A 21,192-nucleotide genomic window follows, 5' to 3' on the forward strand; every position below is an offset into this window, starting at 1 on the left:
TCCTTTGTTTGCCATCTTGCGGCTGGCTCGGTTAAAAGTGCGGCTGGCTCCCGCGGGGTTCCTCGACACGCAGCACCGCCAGCACCGATGCGGTCTTCACCACGATTGCAAGCAGGAATACGCTGTGCAGGCCAGCGCCCTGGGCCAGGATACCCCCGGCCAGCGGGCCGATCGCCATCATCAGGTGCGAGGCCGTATCGGACACGGCGATCAGCATCGGGCGGTCATGGTGGGAGCCGAATTCCAGCACGAAATTCTGCGCCGCCACTTGGTAGCCGCCGAAGCCGGCGCCGAGTCCGCAAAACGCCAGCAGGAACAAGTGCAGGCTGCCCGACAGCAGGAGCATGATGGTGGCAGCGGTCCAGAGGGCAATGCTGAGAATGAACACGAGCCGATAACCCTGGCGGTCGGCAATGGCGCCCCAGGCCAGGTTGCTCACCGTCTGCGCCAGCAAAAAGGCCAGCGACAGGGTGCCCAGCGTGGCGCCAGAGAGGCTGATGAAGCTTTGGGTATGAATGGCGTAGAACGGCAGGGCGGTGGTGCCGAGCGCAGCCAGCGCGCGGGCAAGGAAGAAGCGGGTGTAATGAGGGTGCGTGCGCAGCAGCGCCGGGACTTCGCGCAGGCGGCGCCAGACGCTGGAGCGGGAGCGTACCGTCAGCGAGTCCGGCTCCCGCACGAAGCGCAGCGCCGTAATGCCGATGCTGGTCAGAATGAACGCCAGCAGAAAGGTGCTGGCGTAGCCGTTGCCCAGCGCATTGGCCTCGACCAGGTATTTGCCCCCGAGGTAGGCCACACCCGACGCGGTCAGGCCGCCCAGGAAATTGCGCACGCCGGTAAGCCGGCCACGGCTGCTGGCCGGGATCACCTTGGACATCAGGAAGCTGAACGTCACGCTCGCCATGCCATCGAAAATCCCGAACAGCCCGAGAAAGACGCAGGCCGCGGCCAGCGCCCAGGGGCCGCCCAGCAAGTAACCCGAAAGCGCCAGTCCGAGCACCTGCAGCCGCATCAGCCAGCCGACCGTGTACACCACCGGCATCACGCGGCGCCGGTGCTCGATCAGCGTTGCTGCGCAGATCGAGGACATCGCCATGCCGGCAAACTGGGCGGACAGCGCCAAGCCCACCGCGATCTTTGAACCTGACAGCAGGTAGATATAGGCCGGCACGAAAGTGGGGGCGTTGAGCAGCCGGAAGCCGGTCACGCCCAGCATGCCATGCGCCAGGTTGGCCGCATAGTTGCGCGGCAGGTCGCGCAGCGTCTGCGCCCGCTGCGCTTCCTCGACGCTCAGGCGAACGGCGCTGTTCATGCGTGTCTGGCCAACAATCATGCTGCCGGCAGCGCCGCGTATTCCTGCAGCGCTTCCCCGTAGCCTGTCTGTTCCAGCGATAGCAGGTTCATGGTTGCCATCAGCCACTCCGGCACTTCGCGCGTGCATACCGTGATCGGGCGTTCGAGCCCGGAATGCTGCGACGCCAGCATGGCGTAATTGCTGGCGTAGCTGGGCGGGCGCGCGTCCGTGGCCAGGTCGGCAATTGCATAGGGATCGGGCGGCGCTGGCTGGGCGATGTCGACTACCGGGATATAGGGGTTGCTGGTGGCGGTGCCGCCGCCGGCCAGGCCGGGGCCGTCAAGCAGGATCACGCCGCGCACCTGTTTGGGCCGGCCGCCGGCCAGCATCAGACCGACATAGGCGCCCAGGCCGCGGCCGACGATCGTGGCGCAGCCCAGGTGCGCCAGCGCCGTGTCGGCATCGGCCATCATGACTTCGCAGGTGTAGCCGCCGCCGGTTGGGATATCGGATGCGCCATGCCCGGTAAAGTCCAGCGCATGCACGGGGCCGGGCCAGGCCGCGGCCATGGCCGGCAGCGTTGCCGGCGAGCGCTCGCCCAGGCCGTGCAGCAGCAGCAATGCCCGGCCGTCCCCGTCCTTGAGCTGGTGCAGCGCCAGCCGGATGCGATTGTGGCGGAGGTAGGCAATCATGATCGGAGGAAGTCGCGTATCAGCGCAGCGGTTTCGGCCGGGCGCTCGATGTGGATGAAATGGCCGGTGTCCTGCATGACTTCGACTCGGGTGGTGTCCGGGAAGTAGGGAGCCAGCTTGTCTGGTTTGGCATCCCAGCCCATCGGCTCGCTGACCGTGCCGAACAAGGCCAGCATGGGGATCGGAAAGCCCGGTAGGCGGTCTGTCATCCAGCGCGAGCGAAAAGGGCCGAAGCCGCCGAGCCGCAGCACCGGGTCGATCTTCCAGCGCCAGCCATCGGCATCGCGGCGCGCGCCCCTGGTCGCCAGGTAGCAAAGCCATTGATGAGACAGGCGGGGATTCATCAGCGCGCGCCGCTGCGCCAGTTCCTCCAGCGTGCCGGGCCTGCGGATGCGTTCGCCTGCGCCGCGCTGGTGGTCCAGCCAGCCGGTGATGATATCGGCCGTCATGGACTTGCGCTCATGCATGGCACTATCCGGATGGGGGCTGCGGAATGGCAGCCCGTCGATGGACACGAAGCGGGTGAAGCGATGCGGCAGCGCCTGTATGGTATGTACCAGCAGCGAGCCGCCCTTGCTGTGCCCCACTGCGATGCAGGGCGCACGGGTGGTCGAGTCGACCACCGCCAGCATGTCGCGCTCGTCGGCCACCCAGCTGTACAGCGCCGCATGTTCCGAGTCACCATGCCCGCGCTGATCGTACGACACGACCCGGTATCCGGCATCGGCCAGCAGTGGGGCAAAGACGTCGAAGGTGCGGGCGAAATCAAACGCGCCATGGACCAGGATAAGCGGCGGCGCATCGAGCGCCCCCCATTCATGAACCGCCAGCCGGATGCCGCTGGAATCCACCCAGCGCAGCCGATCGGGCGGCCGCGCCATCGGATACGTTCCAAACCGCGCCGCATCGGCGTCACTGTCCGGCGCGTTCATTTCGATCTCGGTCGCTGGCACCCCGGGTCAGGTGCAAGCATGGGGTCGGCATCAATGCGAACCTGCGGCGAAACCGTCTGGGCTTTCTGGGCTTTTAACATGCTGCCTCTATTTTAGTGGTGTCGGTATGTGTCTCGATTTTTATATTACCATATGATTTTCTTCCGACAAGGGGAAGAGTGCTCCCTGTTATTTGGCCGGCTTGTCTGCCAAATGTGTTCTTTGGAAAGAAGGGTATGTCCGGTCCGCACTGTGCAGGCACGTTATTTGCATCGGAGTAATGGGCGGCGGCGGTATAATCGCCCGATCAGTTCAACCGCCTACTCAGGTCTTCCATGGATCAGCAAACTGCCGCCCGCCGAGTCACGCCGCGCTATGCCAGAAAGCGTGAAGCCATACTGCACGCGGCCGCGCAGGTGTTTAACCAGCGTGGCGTGAAGGGAGCCACACTGTCGGACGTGGCAAGCCGGGTCGGACTAAGCACCAACAGCATCACCTACTATTACAAGAAGAAAGAAGACCTGGTCGTGGCCTGCATGTTGCGTTCGATCGAGGCAATCAACGAGGTCATACTCGTGGCGGCAAAGGCGGAAACTGTCGAGGGCCGGGTGAGGCAATTCATCCTTGGCTTCTTCAGGCGGCTGGCGCAGATGCAGGAAGGTGCCGTCTCGGAGATGATGACCTTCCGCGATTTGCAGATCCTCGGCAGCCCGCATGCGGAACTGATCTTTTCTGCCTATACCGATATGTTCCGCCGTGTACGCAAGCTGCTGGTGACTGACCGCGTGCGCGTGGACAACCGTGTATCGCTGAATGCCCGCAGCCATTTGCTGCTGACGCTCACCGTGGGCGCGATGTCCTGGCGGCTGCGCTATGACCCGGCCGACTACGACCTGGTTGCGGCGCGCATGAGCGACATCCTCATCGGCGGCCTGGCAGAACCGACATCGGCCTGGGGGCCCAGCCCGATTGACCAGGCGCTGGCCCAGGCGCCGGACATGGGCGATAACACACAGGAGGCCTTTCTGGCCGCAGCCACCGCGCTGATCAATGAGCTGGGTTATCACGGCGCTTCGGTGGACCGCATTTCCGCGCGCCTCAATGTGACCAAGGGGTCGTTCTATCACCACAACCCCAACAAGGAAGATCTGATCTCGGCCTGCTTCGAGCGCACATTTGCGATCACGCGGCACATGCAGCTGATCGCACGCGCCGCAAAAGGATCAGGTTGGGACAAAGTATGCGCAGTCTCGCGCGGACTGGTGCGCTACCAGTTTTCGGACCGCGGCCCGCTGCTGCGCATGTCGGCATGGAGCGAATTGCCGGACGATATACGGGACGAAAAGCTCAACGCCATCAATCATCTTGGCCAGCGCTTTATCGGCTTCCTGGTCGACGGCATGCAGGATGGGTCCATCCGCCCGCTTGACCAATCGCTCGCGGCCCAGCTGGTCAGCGGCATGATCAATGCCTCGGTGGTGCTTGGCCGCTGGGTGCCGGACATCACCGCTGAAAACGCGGTCGAGCTGTTCGTCAAGCCGCTGTTCATGGGCATACAATCGGCATAGCGCCTGCAGTGGAAGCGGTATGCCGGCGACCCCTGCCTGGCCTGTCCGCCGAGTCGCCGTGCACTGCGTCTTTCTATTTTTTCGTAAAACCGGTATTGACACCGCACGGATAGCAGCGTTATAAAATCCGACAACGCTGCACCCCCGCCAGCAATTTAGAAAAGGCGGAATCGTTACTGACGCGCGCCCACAGTGCGCATTTCAAAGGGAATGGCAATGTCCTTATTCGATCTGAGCGGAAAAGTCGCAGTCATCACCGGTTCCTCGCGCGGCATCGGGCGCGCAATTGCCGAGCGCATGGCGGAACAGGGCGCCAGGGTAGTAATCTCGTCGCGCAAGGCGGAACCATGCGAGCAGGTGGCCGCTGCAATCAACGCGGCGCATGGCGAAGGCAGGGCGATCGCGGTGCCGGCAAGCATCGCATCCAAGGATGACCTGAAGCGCCTGGTGGAGGCGGCCATCGCCGCGTTCGGCAAGATCGATATCCTGGTCTGCAATGCGGCCTCCAACCCTTATTACGGCCCTATGTCGGGTATCTCGGATGACCAGTTTCGCAAGATACTGGACAACAATGTGATCGCCAGCCACTGGCTGATCCAGATGGTGGCGCCGCAAATGGCTGAGCGCAAGGACGGCGCCATCATCATCGTGTCGTCGATTGGTGGCTTGCGTGGTACCCCGGTACTGGGCGCATACGGTATCTCCAAGGCAGCCGACTTCCAGTTGGCGCGCAATCTCGCCGTCGAATACGGACCGAGCAATATCCGCGTCAACTGCATCGCACCCGGCCTGATCAAGACCGATTTCGCGCGGGCATTGTGGGATAACCCCGAGACCCTGCAGCGCAGTACCGCCAATACGCCGCTGCGACGCATAGGCGAGCCGGATGAAATCGCCGGCACCGCGGTCTACCTGGCATCCCCGGCCGGCAGCTTCATCACTGGCCAGGCGATCGTCGTCGATGGCGGCGCAACCATTTGAGCCGGGGGCAGGCATGACTGACCTGAATGCGTTCAGACAGGAAGCGCGTGCCTGGCTTCTACAGAATTGTCCCCCCGAGATGCGGCTGCCGATGCAGGGCGACGACGATGCCTGCTGGGGCGGCCGCAGGATGCGCTTCCAGTCCGATGCCCAGCGGCTGTGGCTGGAGCGCATGGCCGCCAAGGGCTGGACCGTGCCCGAATGGCCGCCCGAATACGGCGGCGGCGGGTTGGCGGCTGATGAAGCGAAGGTGCTGCGGCAGGAGATGCAAGCGCTGAATTGCCGTCCTCCGCTGCTCAGCTTCGGCATCTGGATGCTGGGCCCGGCGTTGCTGAAATATGGCTCGCAAGAGCAGAAGCGCACCTTCCTGCCGCAGATAGCGCGCGGCGAAATACGCTGGTGCCAGGGCTACTCCGAGCCGAATGCCGGTTCCGACCTTGCTTCCCTGCAGACGCGCGCCGACGACCAAGGCGACCACTTTGTCGTGAACGGACAAAAGATCTGGACTTCGTATGCGGACAAGGCGGACTGGATCTTCTGCCTGGTGCGTACCGACTTCGATGCCAGAAAACATACCGGCATCAGTTTCCTCCTGTTCGACATGGCATCGCCTGGCGTATCGACTCGGCCGATCACCCTGATCTCGGGCAAGTCCCCGTTCTGCGAAACGTTCTTTGACAACGTGCGCGTGCCCAAGGCTAACTTAGTCGGAGAACTCAACGGCGGCTGGGAAATTGCCAAGTATTTGCTCACGCATGAGCGTGAAATGATCGGTGCCATCGGCGACCGTTCCGTGAGCCGCCCGCTTGGCGCATGCGCTGCCGCCACAATAGGCGTCAATCAGCGTGGCGAACTTGATGACCCCGTGCTGCGCGCCCAGATCGCGTCGTTTGAAATTGATGAAGCAGCGTTCCGCCTGGCCATGGAACGAACCGGCGATCTTGCCAGGCAGGGCCGTGTCAATCCAGCGTTTTCATCGGTGCTCAAATATTACGGGGCGGAACTCAACAAGCGGCGCTATGAATTGCTGATGTCGGCCAACGGCATCAATGCGCTCGAGTGGGAATCCGACCGCAGCCGGGGCGGCGACCTGGCGCGCGCATGGCTGCGCACTAAGGCCAATTCGATCGAGGGCGGCACCAGCGAAGTACAACTCAACGTCATTGCCAAGCGCATCCTCGGCCTGCCGGGCGCGTAGCCGCCCTGCCTGCAACCATGCATACTCCGGACTACACATGGCACTCGTACTGAACCAGGAACAAGAGATGCTGCGCGACAGCGCACTCGGCTTTCTCCGTGAGAACGCGCCAATTGCGCAACTGCGCGCGCTGCGCGACGACCGGGACGCGCAAGGATTTTCGCAAGCCCTGTGGCGACGTTTCACGGAGATGGGATACACCGGCATGCTGGTTCCGGAGGCATATGGCGGCCTTGGCCTGGGACTGGTGGAGGCCGGCGCAGTGATGGAGGCCATAGGCCGCAACTTGACCGCGACGCCATTCCTATCGACCGCGGTGCTGGCCGCCACATTGCTGGCTCGCCATGGCAGCGAGGCGCAGCGGGAGGCCTGCCTGCCGCGCCTGGCCGCCGGCGAACTGATCCTGGCCCTGGCAGTCGATGAAGCGGTAAAGCATCGCCCGCAACGGCAGTCTCTAACGGCAACGCCGGCCGGAGGCGGTTACCGCCTTGATGGCGCGAAGTGCATGGTGGTTGATGGGCACGTAGCCGACATTCTGGTCGTCGCAGCACGCACCGCGGGCATGGCCAATGACAGGGATGGCGTTACGCTGTTCCTGGTCGATCGCTTAGCCGCCGGGGTCAATGTCGAACGCACCGTGATGGTTGACGCGCACAACGCCGCGCGAGTCTTGTTCCACGATGTTGCAGTCGATGCGGACGCGATCGTAGGACAACTGGACAGGGGCGGGGAGGCGCTCGAGTCGGCCCTGGATGCAGGTCGCGCGGCGCTGTCATCCGAGTTGCTGGGCATTGCAGAGGAAACCTTCGACCGTACGCTGGCTTATCTGAAGGAGCGCAGGCAGTTTGGCCGCATCATCGGCGAATTCCAAGCTTTGCAACATCGCGCCGCGCATCTCTACAGCGAAATTGAGATCACCCGCGCACTGGTCCTCCATGGGCAGCAGTTGCTGGATCAGGATTCAGGAAAGGCCAGCCTGCTGGTGTCGGCCGCCAAGGCGCGCGCCGGTAGGACATCTGCCTTGGCCGTGCAGGAAGCGGTCCAGATGCATGGCGGCATGGGCATGACCGATGAATTCGACATCGGCCTTTTCATGAAGCGGCAGCGCGTCGCCGAGGAGTTGCTGGGTGATGCTGGATTCCATACCGACCGCTGGGCGCGCCTGCAGGAATACTGAGGTCGGCCGAAAAAGGCGGTTTAATACCAATCCCAATCCATAACATCCCAGGTGAAACCGGTGGATTTTTTTGTCTGGCAAGACGGGTGGGGAGCCAACAGACCAGCTATTGACGACGATCCCAACGCAGCCAGGCGGAAAAAGACGCGGTTTCACGAGACGTTATGGGTTGGGTTTGGTATAAGGCCAGACGGAGTTCGTGCATGCCAATACGGTGGCAAGCAGCGCCGTTTTGAAGGTGCCGCTGCATGAAGGCTGGGGACGGATGACCATGCCCTGTCTGCTGTCGCTGCCACTGGATGCAACGATCTCACTGGCAGCCTGCTCCCGTGTCATGCAACGCCAAAAAACGTGTAGCTTCGGGTTGGTATCCTTCCCTACGAGCTGTCGTCTCTTCCATTACCTGCATCGCGATATCGACAAAAGCCTTCAGCAAAATGGAAGGCGCCGACTGCAGCCAGGCCAGGTAAGTCACGCTTTCCAGCGGCCGTCCGTGCAGCGGCTTGTAAAGCAGCCCATCAAAATGCACCCTTTGCACCGACGCCGGCGCGAACGCGATGCCGACGCCGGCGCTGACCAAGCCGAGCGCGGTGTAGACCTGGCCGACATCGAGCGGTCGCTTCGGCACGAAGCCAGCCAGCGCGCAAGCGCGCATGATCGCTGTGTGGTAGTCGGGCGCCAAGTGCTGGGTGTAATTGATGATGCGTTCCTCCGAGCATTCCTCAATCGATACCGCGTCGCGCCCGGCAAACGGATGGCTTGAGGGCACCGCGACGACAAACACTTCCGTCAGCAGCAGTTGCTTTGATACAGCCGACAAGTCGCTTACCGGGCGCACAAAGGCAATGTCGACTTCGCCCTGTTCAAGAGCACTTACCTGACCAATGACCGGAAACCAGCGCAACTGCACGTCGACTTCCGGAAACCGCTGATGGAAAGCGCGCAGGATGGGCGGCAACAACGTGTAGGCCGTCTGTTCAAAAAAGCCAACTGCCAACTTTCCCGTTTCGCCGCGTTCGGCGCGCTGGGTCTCCAGCACCGCCGACTCCGCCGCCCGCAGGACTTGCCTGGCCTTGATCAGAAACACTTGCCCGGCATCGGTCAGCTCGACCTTGCGCCGTGACCGGTTTAACAGGCTGACCCCCAGTTCTTCCTCCAGTTCGCGGATCTGCCGGCTCATCGGTGGCTGCGCGATATGTAGCTTCCGGGCAGCGCGGGTGAAATGCAGTTCTTCGGCGACGGCGATGAAATAACGCAGATGGCGCATGTCCATGTTGGTACCTTTTAAGTATCAATAGCGAACTAATTCGCTATTTTACGTATGAGTATAGCCAGCCTATCATTTGCCCTGAGCAGAATCGCATCCGCCTTCACCGAGGAGACAACCGTGAAACTTAGCAAGACTCAGCTCGAGACTTACGACCGCGATGGCTATCTGGTCATGCCCGGTCTTTTTTCCGCAGACGAAGTTGGTGCGATGAAAGCCGAGTTGCGCCGCATCCAGGACGTTGATACTGACCACCTGGTGCGCAAGCGCAGCGGCGGTATCGCCAAAACCATCTACCGGGTGCATGAAATTAACGGCCCAACTGCGTCACCCGTGTTCCATGCGGCGTCGCGCTGCCCGCGCATGCTGGAGCCGGCCCAGGGCGTACTGGGCGACGACAGCCTGTACGTCTACCATACCAAGTGCAACCTGAAGACGGCGATCGACGGCTCGGTCTGGCAGTGGCACCAGAACTATGGCACCTGGCGCAAGGATGGCGTGCCCGAGCCGGCGTTGACGACCGCGCTGGTCATGCTCGACAAACCGACCGAGTCTAACGGTTGCCTGTACTTCATCCCCGGCAGCCACAAGGTCGGCAATCTGGAGCCGCGTTTTGACGAAGCGACCGCTTACAAGTTCTGGGTGGTGCCCAAGGAAGACCTGCTCGACATCATGGCGCGCAGCCCGGAGCCGGTCCCCATCACCGGCGAACCCGGCACCGTCGTCTTCTTCCATCCGAACATCCTGCACGCCTCCGGCCACAATCTGTCGCAGCATGACCGCTGGGCTATTTACGTCGTCTACAACCAGGTGGCGAACCGGCCGCTGGATGTGCCCAACCCGCGCCCCGACTATGTGCGCTCAACCAACATCGCGCCGTTGAAGCTGGGCAGCGACGCCATCTTGGCCGCTGGCAGGGTGGCGGCATGAACGCGGCACTTCAGCAAACCGCTGCCGTATCGGGGACGGCCGCACATCGGCCAGTGCTCAGCGCCGCACAGGTCGCGGAATACCAGGCCGCTGGCTTCCTGACAGTGCGCGCAATGCTGGAGCCGGCGCTGCTGCAGCGCCTTAACGCCGCGATTGCCCGAATCTGCGCAGAAGCTGCGGACCTGACCGCGAAGACGGCGCATGTCGACCTCGACGCTTTCCACACACTCGAAAAGCCGCGCATACGTCGCATTTCTAGTCCCACCGAGCTCGACGAGGTTTTCATGGAAGCCGCGTTCGACTCGGTGCTCGGTGATATCGCGGCCGATCTGATCGGCGGGCCGGTCAAGTTTTATCATTCCAAGGTCAACTTCAAATTGCCCGAAGGTGGCGCCGAAATCGGCTGGCATCAGGACTGGGCGGTCTTCCCGCATACGAACAGCAACATCGTTGCGCTGAGCGTGCCGCTGAACGCGTCGCGCACAGGCAACGGCTGCCTTCAGACGATACCTGGCAGCCATCGGCAAGGGCCGCGCAGCCATTGGGACCAGGACCGCTATACTCTCAACTGCAATGCCAGTATGACGGACGCGGATATGGCACACGTGGTCGACAACGAACTCGATCCTGGCGACATTGTCGCGCACCATGGCCTGACGGTGCATGGCTCCAGTGCCAACCTATCCAGTGTGGTGCGGACAACCTACATCATCCAATATGTGGCGGCAGATGCATTTGCTTATACGGCGCCGGTGATCAACAGTTGCCACCGCAACCGTATGGTGCGCGGAAAACCGGCGCGTCATGCGCGGGTAGAGCAGGGCGTGATCGAATTGCCCCCGGACTTCAGCGCTGGCTACGCAGGAATTTTTACTTTGCAAGACCAGCGACCCATTGAGATCCTCTCCGTCCTCAGTGCTGAAGGGCTGCCGCTTGCGCGGTAAGGACGGGGACATTGCTCCCGGAGACGGCCATGCCCGGCCGCAAGAATGTCCTTGCTAGCGTTGACGTCACGGTGGCGCTTTGTTGCAGAAATAAAGTAAAGGGCGAGTTTGCCAGTTAGTGGTAGTTTGTTAAAGACGGAGATGAAGGTTGATTCCGTCTTTGCCGATAAGGAATTTCACGAGCGTGGCCAGCGGCAGCGCATTGGCAAACGGACGGCTTGGCTTTTTTTTCCGCATCGGGGGGCCATCCCGATTGTGCAGTCGCGCTTGCTGGGCTTCCTGCCACCAGCAGAAGGCAAAGGCACAGAACACCAGCACCCAATGACGACGGCGGATCGCCCGGTCACTGCGGACCATGAAGTCGGCCCAGCCAAGCTGATCTTTCATCTGTTTGTAGCCTTGCCCGACCCAGTGCCGCAAGCCGTACAACCGCACCACTTCTGCCAAAGGAGCCGCCTCGAGCGGCAGGTTGGTCGTCAAGTACCAGGTCGACGCCTCCGGTAAAGTGCTCCGGTCAGTGGTGGCACAAATGGCGCGCACCGGCTTGCCAGGGCCATACCCCAGGAAGGTCAGTTCTGCAGCCCACCATTGTTCGACATGGCCGTCCCGGAAGTGGCGCGTTACCTTGTGCCAGTGGCGCGAAGGCAGTTCCTCGATCGCTTCGGCGAAGGAGTGGGCAACATCGGCAGGCGCCCAGCCACGTCCTACTGTGCCGCGGTGTGACAGCACAAAGGGCAGCCGGCGTTGCCGCAACGTTGCCACGAGTTCGCGATGGTCGCCGTGAAAGCAGTCGGCCACAATGGCCTTGAAGGCAATGCCAGCAGCCAATGCCCGCTCCACCAGAGCCAGGGCAATTTGCGGCCTGCTACGGAAGGCAGGGTCTTTCTTGCCGTCTGCCAGTCGACTTTCCGGGGTGTACGGGGCGACATGCAAGGGATAATACCGTTGCTCATTGGCCCACAAGGTCGTGACCGCGACGATGCCGTTATTGACCTTGCCGACTGAGCCCAGGTACTGACGTGCCACATGGTCGGTGGCATAGCCATCCTTACGGTCGCCAGTGTCATCAATGACAAGAACCCCATCTGCATCACTTGCTGTGAGCGGCTCTTCTCCCAGAAACTGCAATGTGCGCATCGTGATGCGGTCGGCATCCCAACAAGACTCAGAGAGGAAGAACTGCAGTTGCTGTACGGGCGCGGTCTGCGCCTCGACGAGCGGTTCGGCACCGGCTAATGCCGTGAGCGTCTTGGGCCGGTCGCGCGGTGCCAGCAGACCAGCAAGATAAGTGCGAAAGTGATGACGTTGCGCCAGCAAATGAAACAAGGGATCGAAGTGCGTTGCGTAATCTTCCAGTGGACCCGGTGCCGGCGGACAAGGGCGACGTGCAGTCATGGCAGCAGTACCTCCTGCTACCACCACGACCTTCTGCCGCTACTTTCAACAAACTACCACTCGCGCAGTTGTCGAATTAATATACGGGATAGCCACAGAGGTTGAACCAGCCCTTTGCATCCGATTGCGTAATGTGTTCGATCGCTTGCGTCAGAGCTTCATCGAGTGCTTTCCGGGTCCGCGCCTTGGCTTTTCGTAGGATCGTCTTGAGCTTGGACCAGCACCTTTCAATTGGCGAGTAATCCGGTGAGTACGGCGGCAGGTAAAGCAATCGGGCGCCGGTGGCTTCAATGGCTTCCCGGATGCCGCTGACCTTGTGGACGCTGAGGTTGTCCATGATGACGATGTCATCGGCCACCAGCGTCGACACGAGCACTTGCTCGACATAGGCCCAGAACACGGCCGTATCGGTCGCGCCCTCGACTGTCATGGCGGCGTCGAGCCCGGTGCAAGACAGCGCACGGAGGAGCGTCACATTCAACCCAAAGTACTTTGGTACCGCCTCCGGTACGCACTGACCGAATTGGGCCCGGCCATAGCGGCGGGTCATGGCAATGTTGCAGCCGGACTCGTCAATAAACTTCAGATGTCGGCACGCGCAGGCGGCAACTTGCGTGCGGTATTGCTGACGTGCCAGTAATACAGTCGGTGTGTCCCGTTCGCTGGCATGAACGGTCTTTTTTTTCGACGCATATGCAGCCGCTGCATGAGCCGCCAGACACAGCTGAGGCTTACAGATAGCCCGCATTGCGCCTGCAGTCGCTCGGCCAGCTCAGTCAAAGTGAGGTCATTCTGCTCCTCAAGCCAGCGCCGCACTTGAGCGCAGGTAGCCGCATCGATCTGAGGCGGGCGGCCTGCCTGTCTCCTGTCGGGCTCAAAGGCTCCTGTACGGCGATGTATTCGCAGCAACTATTCGACAAACGACACGCTTACCCCAAAGAACTGGGCCACTTTGGCCTGCGACGCTGTGCCGCGTTCACAAGCTTGGACAACTTTGCGTCGTAGATCGACGGAATAGGCAGCGCCCATGATTGCACCATCAGGTAGCCAATAGCACGCTTTAGACCGCATTAAATCTGGATCGTTACTCCGTCTAGCATTTCGACAACCGCGCTAGGCGGGATTGCCTGATCAATCGCATCCTGCGGCCAGTCATGCACCAGCACCGGTTCGGCAATCTTGGCCCAGTCTTCCCCGCGTTTTTAAAATCGCCAATCAGCTCTTTTTTTTCGTGTCGACGCTGATGATGGGATCGCCCGTGCTGCCAAAGTGTTCGCGCTGCTCATTGATATGGTCGAACTGCTCTTGACGCTCTGCCGCAGAAGCACCCCCGGACTTCGGTACGCCGCGCATTGACCTTGGGAGAATACTTCAGCTTGCGCAGCAGCTTTGAGACGGTCGGACGGCTGACGGCATGCCCCTTGTTCTTCAGTGCTGTGCTCAGGTGCTGTAATGAACTGCGCTTGGCCTTGGGACGCCGTCCCATGGGATCGCCCGCCGTTTCCAAAGCCAGCACCGTCTCCAGGACGTGCTCCAATTCGGGATCGCGCTCCTCCGCGGCAGGCCGACCTCCGCCTGGTGCGCGCAAATGCACTTCAGGAGAACCGGCGAGATCTGCCTCGAGTTCATGACGCGCGCGCAAAATGGTGGTCGGGCCCATGCCGGTGATTTGCGCCAGCAAATGCTTGCCGCCATGGCCGAGACGCATCGCTTCCAGTGCCACAAACCAGCGCCGTTGTGGTTCATTAAGCCGACTGAGAAAGACGTTCATGTGATGATGAAAGGCTTGATCCGGATGCGGCTCCGCTGATTGGCAACGCGGGCATTCACAACGATGTACCGGCGAATGAGTCATGGCAATCTCCCTCATGAAACGCATTGTGCGCCGATCACTACCGAATCGCTATCTTGTTTTTTAACAAGCCCTAAGTAGATCTTGCAGTTCGCCGGCAAACCGCGGGTACGCATTAATCGTCGACGCATAATCCGATAAAAAATGCGCCGGCGCGATACTGTCTCACTCGGTTCTACATGGCGAGATCTAACTCTGCAATCAAGGAGCGATGTGTCGCAATGCCTGCCATTGCCCCATCAGCGACGGCCAGCGCCACGTTGCCGGCGGCCCGGGCCATGTCGCCGCAACAGAACACACCGTGCACAGTCGTCGCCTTCATTGAGTCGGTTACTACAAACTCGCCTGTCGGGCCAGCTTCCACGGCGCAGCCAAGCTGCTGAGCAAGCTCCCCTGTTAGCGTGGTGCGCGGCACGACGAACAATCCTGTCATCGGCAAGCGCCGCCCGTCGGCTAGAACCACGTCGGCCTCCCCATCGAGCCGGGCGACAGGTGTCGCCTCGATAGCGACACCACGTCGCGCCAGCGCCGCGCTCTGCGCGTCAGTCGGTGTGAAGGCGTTGTTTAGAAAGAGGGTTACGCGCCCCCAGTCCGGCAACAGCAATGCATGGTGCATCGACAGTTCGCTCGTGGCGAGTACGCCAATATCCGCGTCATCGAGCTCGTAGCCGTGGCAGTAGGGGCAGTGAAAGACACGTCGTCCCCAACGTTCGGCAAGACCTTCGATCGGTGGCAGCGTATCGGTAACGCCCGTCGCCAGAACCAGGCGGCGTGCGCTGACAGTACCGCCATCACCGAGCGTGACCTCGAAGAACCCGCCGTCGTTCGTCACCGATGCGACGATATCGTTGGCCCAAGCGACATTTGGATAGGCTCGCAATTGTGTCCGTCCCTGCGTGGCGATAGCCGCGGCTTCGCTCCCGTCTTGTGTCAGAAAGCCATGCGAATGCAGGGCAAAGCGGTTGCGGCGGCGCCCAGCATCGATGACAAGCACATTACGGCGCGCGCGGGCCAGCTGTAACGCGGCGGACAAGCCAGCGTAGCTGCCGCCAACTACAACAACCTCGAAATCAGTCTGCTTTTGGAACGTGTGCATGTTGGTATTCTCCATGTTGGTCGTACTGCGCATCGAATCGTTCGGACAGATCTGCGAGCGTCACGTCGGAGAAGCGACAAACCAACAAGGCTTCGGCCTCGTCGAAGGCGGTGGTCAGCGACTGGTTGACGACTTTCTCGACCAGACATTCGGGCTGCTCGGTCCGATTACCCATCGCGAACACCGCCGGCGAGCCGACGCTCACGTAAATGTCGTACAGCGTGAGGTTACGCAGGTCCGCGGTAAGCACCCATCCGCCGCCATGGCCCTTTTCGGAACCGACGTAGCCGCGCTCCCGCAGCCCGGCAAGCGTACGCCGTACGAGCACCGGATTTGTTTGCAGAAAGCTCGCCAGTTCCTCGGACGTTAGGGCGCGCTTGCTGTTCGCCATGTGCAGCAGCACGTGAAGGATGGAAGATAGTTTGCTGTCGCGCCTCATGTAACTTATGATAGTGCATGAGAGCGCGGATTGCAATCGCAAATCCAATGATCGGAACAATCGAACTTTTGATCCCGCTTGCTTCTATGCTGAGGTTTCGCGGTTCGCCTCTGCTTGTAGCAGCACTGCTGCCAGGGGCGCCGGTTCCGATTTGACCGCTCAGAAGCCCGAAATGGCACCCGAAGCAATAGAATGGGTGGCCTGGTACAACTATCATCGTCTGATGGAACCACTCGGCTATATCCCGCCCGCTGAAGCTGAGGCAAACTATTACCGGCAACTCAAAATCGATGCTGCTGAAGGCGCGTTAATTTGAACCCGATTAGCCTCCACGATTCCCGGAGCAATTCATTATGGCTGAACTGCTTGCGCCAGTCCCGGCAGCAGTCTGATGACAAAGCAATTGGCAATGTCTGTGCTGGTGCTCCCGCTGCGACAACATCTGACGCAGGGTGGGTACCTGCGCCGGCTGGCTGCACGGCTTTTCTGACCCTCATATCAGCAAGGTGCTGCAGGCCATCCATGGCGAGCCTCGACGTTTGTAGACGCTGGAAAGCCTGGCGCGCCATGGCGGCATGGCGCGCAGCATTGGCGCTACGGTTCCGGCGACTGGTCGGTGAGCCACCGATTGCCTATTTGACGCCGTGGCGAATGCTGCTGGCAGGACACCGGTTACTCAACAGTGGAGCCAGCGTCGCCGAGATTGCTTACGGCCTTGGCTACGAATCCGACAGCGCTTTTAGCGCCGCGTTCAAGCGCGTCATGGGCGGCTCGCGGCGCGCTTATCTGTACAGTCGTGGAAGGAGGAGTGGAGGGGCCCTCGCAGTTCGGCACAATGAAGGCACCGGTTAGAAAACAGGGGCCGGACCATGTTTCGACGATTTGTTTTACGCCACTATCCGTCATCGCTTCTCGGGAAAACCAGCGGCGCTAAAACAGCGGGCCTATCAGCATCGCAGCGGTTAGCCTTGCCATTCCGGGGCCATTCCCCTGGCTGAACAGGAAGAGTCGCATCAGGTGTTTGCCGGTTTATGGTTGCGTGCAATCACCGCCCCTGTCCTTCTCTATTTCAGCCGCCTTATTGAGCCGCCGCCATGGCTTCGGCGTCCTGGCCGGCCGGCAGCCGTAGCGGCGCCGCCGGATCGGTCACCCCGCGCCACACGGCGCTACCAACGTCACATGCATGGGTGACCGGACCGCCAGCACGCGCGCCGGCAAACACTGCATCCAGCGCCGCTTGGTATTCGAAGGGGACTTCGCTCTGCATGTGGCCACGTGCGTTTTCGCCGAACCTGGTCTCCGGCGAGCGTCCCGTGCGGGTGCTGATGTGGAAGACGCAGATACTCATTGAAGTCTGCATCGGACTGTCCCACCATTTGCGCAACCATTTCATAATCTTTTTTCCGCGCCCCAAATCGGCTTTAAACTGCTCTTAACGTCGAAAGCATTAGAGGTGGAGTATGCTCTCGACCCCCAAGTTCGACTAGTAAGTCGACAGCTCGTCGTTCGCATAGGAAGTCCTCATCGGTCCAGCCGCGGCGCGTCAGCTCCTCGAAAAGCCGTAGATACTTATCTATAACCATCTGGTCCGTCAGAGTCCTTATGATTCCATCGAGATTGCATCCAACGCTGTATGCACTGGCAACTCTGTGTATATGGTCTTCTGGCGGCAATGCAAGTCACACCCGTAAACCCATCCCATTACACAACTGAATCTGCAGTTGCTGGTCTCATGATTTTCGGTGGAGGCAACCATGAGCCAGGAATGGGCAGAGAAAGAACTAGCAGGCATCGACTTGGGCGATGCGCGGCTCAATAAGCGTTCCGTGACGCACCCAACGGCCAGCATTCCCCATGCCTGCAACGGCTGGGCTGAAACTCAGGCGGCTTACCGATTTCTGGCGCAGCAAGGAATTGGCTGGGACGATATCTTGGTGCCCCATTTCTACTGCACACAGCAGCGCATGCAGGGGCGGCCGGGCGTGTTGTGCATCCAGGATACGACCGAACTGGACTTTAACGGCCAGCAGACCGAAGGCCTGGGCACGTTGAGCTTTGCTGCCCAGCGTGGCATGTATTTGCATCCCACCTATGCCGTCAGCCCCGAGCGGGAACCGCTCGGCGTGCTCGACGCCTGGATGTCGGTACGGGATGCGTCAAAGACGGCCAGTCGTAGTCTGCCTGCCGGCGCCAAAGAAAGCTGCCGCTGGCTGCAAGGGTATGAACGCCTGGCAGAGCAAGCCAGCCTGCTGCCAAAGACGCGCCTGGTGTACGTGGCCGATCGGGAAAGCGACTTCCATGACTGGAGGGACCGGGCCAGCGCATTAGGCACCCCGGTGGACTGGCTTATTCGCTCGGCCCATAACCGCAAGCTGGTCGGCCAGCAAGAGAAGCTGTGGGACGGCTTTGCCGAGGTGCATATCCTTGGCGAGGTACGCTTCTATCTGCCGGCGCGCAAAGGGCAGAAGGCGCGCCAAGTGGTGCAACGGGTAGGTGCCTTGAACCACATCTTAGAGCCTATTCCAGTAGGGATAAAAGCAAGTCCATGGTTGTCCTAATCTGTGTTTCTGGTGGAGGACATTATGGGCATAGTCAAGCAGGACGATGGATGGCGATTGCCGGATGAACTGTGGGAACAGATGGCTCCGCTGTTACCACCTCGAAAGTCACATCCGTTGGGCTGTCACAATCCACGCGTTCCAGATCGGGCGGCAATGAATGCCATCTTTTTCGTGCTCCGGACCGGCTGCCAGTGGAATGCCCTTAACGCCACTGGTATCTGTTCGAGCACGTTGGCTTACCGGCGATTTCGCGAATGGCTTGATGCAGGGGTATTCGAAGAATTCTGGCGCTTGGGATTGCTGGTGGCCGACGCCCTGGACGAAATCGACTGGACTTGGTTATCACTGGACGGCGCCATGACCAAAGCCCCTCTGGGCGGGGAAAAAAACCGGCCCCAATCCTACGGATCGAGGCAAAGGCGGGGTCAAGCGCAGCTTGCTCACTGAAGCCCATGGCATTCCGCTGGCTGTTGTCATTGACGGCGCAAACCGACATGACATGAAGCTGGTGAAGCCGACATTGGCAGATTTAAAGCTGCACCGGCCAATGCCAACATCGGCACTTCCGCAAGGACTTTGCCTGGATAAAGGGTATGACTATGAGGAAGTACGCGCGTTGGTCGCTCAGTTTGGCTTTACCGCGCATATCCGTACCCGTGGCGAAGAGGCTGTCGCAATCAAAGAGGAAGCCGGCTTTCGTGCCAGACGCTGGGTGGTCGAGCGTACACACAGTTGGATGAATCGGTTCCGCCGCGTTTTAATTCGTTGGGAAAAGCGAGCTGAAACCTATCTCGCCTTTCTCCATTTGGCATGCGCTGTTATTACTTGGCGTGCAATCGGCCTACTGGAATAGGCACTTAGTCACCAATAGTAGTGTCTCGGGAAATGCCTCTGTGTCGCGCCTGCTGGTCGGCGACATCGTCCAGCGCCTGATCGACATCAATCCTCAGGCCTACTTCACCTATCGCGACGTCGGTCAGGATCCGATCCCGCATCTGACGCCGGTCTCCGTGGCAGGTGTCCGCACAATCGCCCAGACTGAGCAGGAGTTGGAGACCCGGGCTTTGTCCGATCAGTTGATCGCCGAGCTGCAGGCGGCCGACCTGATCGTTATCGGCGCACCAATGTACAACTTCAGCATTCTCTCGTCCTTGCGCACTTGGTTTGATCATGTGCTGCGTCCACGCGTTACTTTCGCTTATGGAGCGAGTGGTCCGGAAGGACTGTTGAAGGCCAAGCGCGCGATCGTGGTCGAGTCAGGTGGTGGACTGTATTCTGAGGGACCATCGCGGACGATCGATTTCCAAGAGCCTTATCTGAAGCAACTGCTGGGCTTTATCGGAATCGCCGACGTCAGTTTTGTCCGTGCCGAGAAAATCGGTTCTGGACCCAAGGAGCGTGCCGCGGCAGTCGCATCAGCTGGAGAACAACGCGAGCGTGCTATCAGACGCCTGGCGCAGGTCTAGTCGAGAATGCTCGCCTAGATAGAAACGAGATGATCGCTCTAGGCGTCGAGCAATGCGCGCCAATCCCAGCGTTAGTTTTAACGTCGGACGCGAGCCTGGTCGGCAGCAGCGCAATGCAGGCCGACCGAACTGGGCATATAACTCCAAGGGTGGGGACACTGGAAATCCCCCACTTGACGGCACGCCAAGAGTAACGCTTAAGCGGACAGCACTACTAACCCTGGCTACGCTGAACAAGCCTTCTTTTTTCGGTGACACTGATCTATATGGTCGGATCTGGATAAAAAGGACGGTTTAGCGCCTTATTTATAGCCCTTTAGGGGCGGTTGCTTCAGGCTTTTCAGCCTGCTTCGCCCACTATGGGCGCACTGGCGCCATCAACCGATGGCGCGCCAGGTAAATATTAGCCAGGGCCAGCGCCGTGAAAGCCCGGCTGGCATTCTTGGCCAAGCCGCGATAGCGTACTTTGGTAAAGCCCCACAACCGCTTAACCACGGCGAAGACGTGTTCCACCCGTGCCCGGATCTTGGACTTGTTACGGTTCTTTGCCCGTTTGGCCTCATCAACGTGGCCGGCTCTGCGTATGCGCCCATTCGTAAAATCCTTCGCCTTTGGCGCCTTACCCTGAATCATTTCCTTTTGACTGGCATAGGCGCTGTCACCATACACCCGCCGCTCCTGCCCATGGAGCAGATGCGGCAATGGGTGCTTGTCATGGATATTGGCTGACGTGACCACAGCGCTATGCGCCAGGCCGCTCTGGCTGTCCACTCCAATATGCAGCTTCATGCCGAAATACCATTGCTGGCCTTTCCTGGTCTGATGCATCTCCGGATCACGTTGCTTATCGGCGTTCTTGGTCGAACTCGGTGCGGCAATAATCGTCGCATCGACAATCGTGCCCGTCTTGAGCGTCATGCCGCTGCCTTGCAGCACCCGACCTACTTCCGCAAACAGGCGCTCGGCCAGTTTGTGCTGTTCCAGCAGGCGGCGAAATTTGAGCATCGTGGTCGCATCCGGCACGGCTTCGCATCCGAGGTCGATGCCAGCGAAGCGCCGCAGGCTGGCGCTGTCGTAGAGCGCTTCCTCGCACGCCAAGTCGGCCAGGTTGAACCAGTGCTGTAGGAAATGGATGCGCAGCATACGCTCCAGTCCGATTGGCGGCCGCCCATTTCCCTTCTTGGGATAATGGGGCTCAACGACCGCGCATAGTGCTTCCCAGGGAACGACCCGGTTCATCGTCTCCAGAAACGCATCGCGCCTGGTCGGCTTGCGATGCCGCTCAAAACCTTGGTCTGCCGCCATCGCCAGAGTCTGCTGTTTCATTATTCATCGCCATGCTTGTTGTTATCGGTCCTTACAACGTTTTACGTCCTCAATCCGTTTACTTATTCAGCATTGCC

The 21,192-nt window shown here is 60.4% G+C and carries 22 protein-coding genes and 2 pseudogenes; 11 read left to right on the forward strand and 13 right to left on the reverse strand.

Annotation, left to right across the window (positions count from 1 at the left end):
• Positions 1 to 31 precede the first annotated feature (31 nt).
• From IGW04_RS20420 to IGW04_RS20430, 3 genes are read right to left on the reverse strand one after another with little or no spacing between them, the layout of a single operon-like run.
• Entirely contained in the window at positions 32 to 1,309 is a 1,278-nt protein-coding gene (locus IGW04_RS20420; protein WP_228527263.1) for an MFS transporter, read from the reverse strand.
• A 17-nt stretch (positions 1,310 to 1,326) separates the two neighbouring features.
• Positions 1,327 to 1,983: an alpha/beta fold hydrolase gene (locus IGW04_RS20425; protein WP_194714943.1), complete on the reverse strand. Its 657-nt coding sequence runs from the start codon at positions 1,981 to 1,983 to the stop codon at positions 1,327 to 1,329.
• Positions 1,980 to 2,915 (reverse strand): alpha/beta fold hydrolase, encoded by a 936-nt coding sequence (locus IGW04_RS20430; protein WP_228527265.1) that lies wholly within the window; start codon positions 2,913 to 2,915, stop codon positions 1,980 to 1,982. The genes IGW04_RS20425 and IGW04_RS20430 overlap by 4 nt, the downstream gene beginning before the upstream one ends.
• A 335-nt stretch (positions 2,916 to 3,250) precedes the next feature.
• On the opposite strand from IGW04_RS20430, the gene IGW04_RS20435 reads away from it, so the two are divergent.
• The 4 genes from IGW04_RS20435 (at position 3,251) to IGW04_RS20450 (ending at position 7,839) form a co-directional block, all read left to right on the forward strand.
• Positions 3,251 to 4,483 carry a TetR/AcrR family transcriptional regulator gene (locus IGW04_RS20435; RefSeq protein ID WP_194714944.1) on the forward strand — a complete coding sequence of 411 codons (1,233 nt, stop codon included), beginning with the start codon at positions 3,251 to 3,253 and terminating at the stop codon, positions 4,481 to 4,483.
• 216 nt (positions 4,484 to 4,699) lie between these two features.
• Positions 4,700 to 5,464, forward strand: a complete 765-nt coding sequence (locus IGW04_RS20440; RefSeq protein ID WP_194714945.1) for an SDR family oxidoreductase — start codon at positions 4,700 to 4,702, stop codon at positions 5,462 to 5,464.
• A gap of 13 nt (positions 5,465 to 5,477) precedes the next feature.
• Complete coding sequence (locus IGW04_RS20445) at positions 5,478 to 6,662, forward strand: acyl-CoA dehydrogenase family protein (protein ID WP_194714965.1); 1,185 nt, start codon at positions 5,478 to 5,480, stop codon at positions 6,660 to 6,662.
• A gap of 37 nt (positions 6,663 to 6,699) precedes the next feature.
• Positions 6,700 to 7,839, forward strand: a complete 1,140-nt coding sequence (locus IGW04_RS20450; RefSeq protein WP_194714946.1) for an acyl-CoA dehydrogenase family protein — start codon at positions 6,700 to 6,702, stop codon at positions 7,837 to 7,839.
• 310 nt (positions 7,840 to 8,149) lie between these two features.
• On the opposite strand, the gene IGW04_RS20455 is transcribed toward IGW04_RS20450, so the two are convergent.
• Complete coding sequence (locus tag IGW04_RS20455; protein ID WP_194714947.1) at positions 8,150 to 9,112, reverse strand: LysR family transcriptional regulator; 963 nt, start codon at positions 9,110 to 9,112, stop codon at positions 8,150 to 8,152.
• Positions 9,113 to 9,226: 114 nt separating this feature from the next.
• On the opposite strand from IGW04_RS20455, the gene IGW04_RS20460 reads away from it, so the two are divergent.
• Both IGW04_RS20460 and IGW04_RS20465 read left to right on the forward strand, forming a co-directional pair.
• Positions 9,227 to 10,036, forward strand: coding sequence for a phytanoyl-CoA dioxygenase family protein (locus IGW04_RS20460; RefSeq protein WP_194714948.1), 810 nt, complete (start codon positions 9,227 to 9,229; stop codon positions 10,034 to 10,036).
• Positions 10,033 to 10,980 carry a phytanoyl-CoA dioxygenase family protein gene (locus IGW04_RS20465; RefSeq protein WP_194714949.1) on the forward strand — a complete coding sequence of 316 codons (948 nt, stop codon included), beginning with the start codon at positions 10,033 to 10,035 and terminating at the stop codon, positions 10,978 to 10,980. The genes IGW04_RS20460 and IGW04_RS20465 overlap by 4 nt, the downstream gene beginning before the upstream one ends.
• Before the next feature lie 129 nt (positions 10,981 to 11,109).
• Here the strand turns inward: IGW04_RS20465 and IGW04_RS25890 are convergent, their stop codons facing one another.
• The 7 genes and pseudogenes from IGW04_RS25890 to IGW04_RS20490 form a co-directional block, all read right to left on the reverse strand.
• Positions 11,110 to 12,375: an IS701 family transposase gene (locus IGW04_RS25890; protein ID WP_228527267.1), complete on the reverse strand. Its 1,266-nt coding sequence runs from the start codon at positions 12,373 to 12,375 to the stop codon at positions 11,110 to 11,112.
• A 76-nt stretch (positions 12,376 to 12,451) separates the two neighbouring features.
• On the reverse strand, positions 12,452 to 13,123 hold the full coding sequence (locus IGW04_RS20475; protein ID WP_194714950.1) for an IS630 family transposase: 672 nt from the start codon (positions 13,121 to 13,123) through the stop codon (positions 12,452 to 12,454).
• Positions 13,124 to 13,140: 17 nt separating this feature from the next.
• A pseudogene (locus IGW04_RS26245) lies at positions 13,141 to 13,284 on the reverse strand (hypothetical protein); the annotation flags it as partial.
• A 306-nt stretch (positions 13,285 to 13,590) separates the two neighbouring features.
• Positions 13,591 to 13,665 carry a hypothetical protein gene (locus IGW04_RS26250; protein WP_407672154.1) on the reverse strand — a complete coding sequence of 25 codons (75 nt, stop codon included), beginning with the start codon at positions 13,663 to 13,665 and terminating at the stop codon, positions 13,591 to 13,593.
• Positions 13,658 to 14,230, reverse strand: a complete 573-nt coding sequence (locus tag IGW04_RS20480; protein WP_194714951.1) for an ISAzo13-like element transposase-related protein — start codon at positions 14,228 to 14,230, stop codon at positions 13,658 to 13,660. Before IGW04_RS20480 ends, IGW04_RS26250 begins: the two co-directional genes overlap by 8 nt.
• Positions 14,231 to 14,402: 172 nt before the next feature.
• Positions 14,403 to 15,338, reverse strand: a complete 936-nt coding sequence (locus IGW04_RS20485; protein WP_228527268.1) for an NAD(P)/FAD-dependent oxidoreductase — start codon at positions 15,336 to 15,338, stop codon at positions 14,403 to 14,405.
• Entirely contained in the window at positions 15,298 to 15,762 is a 465-nt protein-coding gene (locus IGW04_RS20490) for an RrF2 family transcriptional regulator (protein ID WP_194714952.1), read from the reverse strand. Before IGW04_RS20490 ends, IGW04_RS20485 begins: the two co-directional genes overlap by 41 nt.
• A gap of 187 nt (positions 15,763 to 15,949) precedes the next feature.
• On the opposite strand from IGW04_RS20490, the pseudogene IGW04_RS20495 reads away from it, so the two are divergent.
• Both IGW04_RS20495 and IGW04_RS20500 read left to right on the forward strand, forming a co-directional pair.
• A pseudogene (locus IGW04_RS20495) lies at positions 15,950 to 16,078 on the forward strand (IS3 family transposase); the annotation flags it as partial.
• A 206-nt stretch (positions 16,079 to 16,284) separates the two neighbouring features.
• Positions 16,285 to 16,614, forward strand: a complete 330-nt coding sequence (locus IGW04_RS20500) for a helix-turn-helix domain-containing protein (RefSeq protein ID WP_194714953.1) — start codon at positions 16,285 to 16,287, stop codon at positions 16,612 to 16,614.
• 226 nt (positions 16,615 to 16,840) lie between these two features.
• Here the strand turns inward: IGW04_RS20500 and IGW04_RS20505 are convergent, their stop codons facing one another.
• The gene (locus IGW04_RS20505) at positions 16,841 to 17,110 is read right to left on the reverse strand and encodes a hypothetical protein (protein ID WP_194714954.1); all 270 of its coding nucleotides are present in this window, start codon (positions 17,108 to 17,110) and stop codon (positions 16,841 to 16,843) included.
• A 406-nt stretch (positions 17,111 to 17,516) separates the two neighbouring features.
• On the opposite strand from IGW04_RS20505, the gene IGW04_RS20510 reads away from it, so the two are divergent.
• From IGW04_RS20510 to IGW04_RS20520, 3 genes are all read left to right on the forward strand, one after another.
• Complete coding sequence (locus IGW04_RS20510) at positions 17,517 to 18,320, forward strand: IS4 family transposase (protein WP_194714955.1); 804 nt, start codon at positions 17,517 to 17,519, stop codon at positions 18,318 to 18,320.
• 24 nt (positions 18,321 to 18,344) lie between these two features.
• Positions 18,345 to 19,176 (forward strand): IS5 family transposase gene (locus IGW04_RS20515; RefSeq protein WP_194714956.1). Its coding sequence is split into 2 segments (ribosomal slippage): positions 18,345 to 18,707 and positions 18,709 to 19,176, totalling 831 coding nucleotides; the frame shifts between segments, so codons are not numbered across the junction.
• Positions 19,154 to 19,789: an FMN-dependent NADH-azoreductase gene (locus tag IGW04_RS20520; RefSeq protein ID WP_194714957.1), complete on the forward strand. Its 636-nt coding sequence runs from the start codon at positions 19,154 to 19,156 to the stop codon at positions 19,787 to 19,789. The genes IGW04_RS20515 and IGW04_RS20520 overlap by 23 nt, the downstream gene beginning before the upstream one ends.
• Positions 19,790 to 20,146: 357 nt before the next feature.
• On the opposite strand, the gene IGW04_RS20525 is transcribed toward IGW04_RS20520, so the two are convergent.
• The gene (locus IGW04_RS20525) at positions 20,147 to 21,115 is read right to left on the reverse strand and encodes an IS5 family transposase (protein WP_194714958.1); all 969 of its coding nucleotides are present in this window, start codon (positions 21,113 to 21,115) and stop codon (positions 20,147 to 20,149) included.
• Positions 21,116 to 21,192: the final 77 nt, after the last annotated feature.

Origin of the sequence: Noviherbaspirillum soli (assembly GCF_015352955.1) — a bacterium.
Lineage (GTDB): Bacteria > Pseudomonadota > Gammaproteobacteria > Burkholderiales > Burkholderiaceae_D > Noviherbaspirillum_A > Noviherbaspirillum_A soli.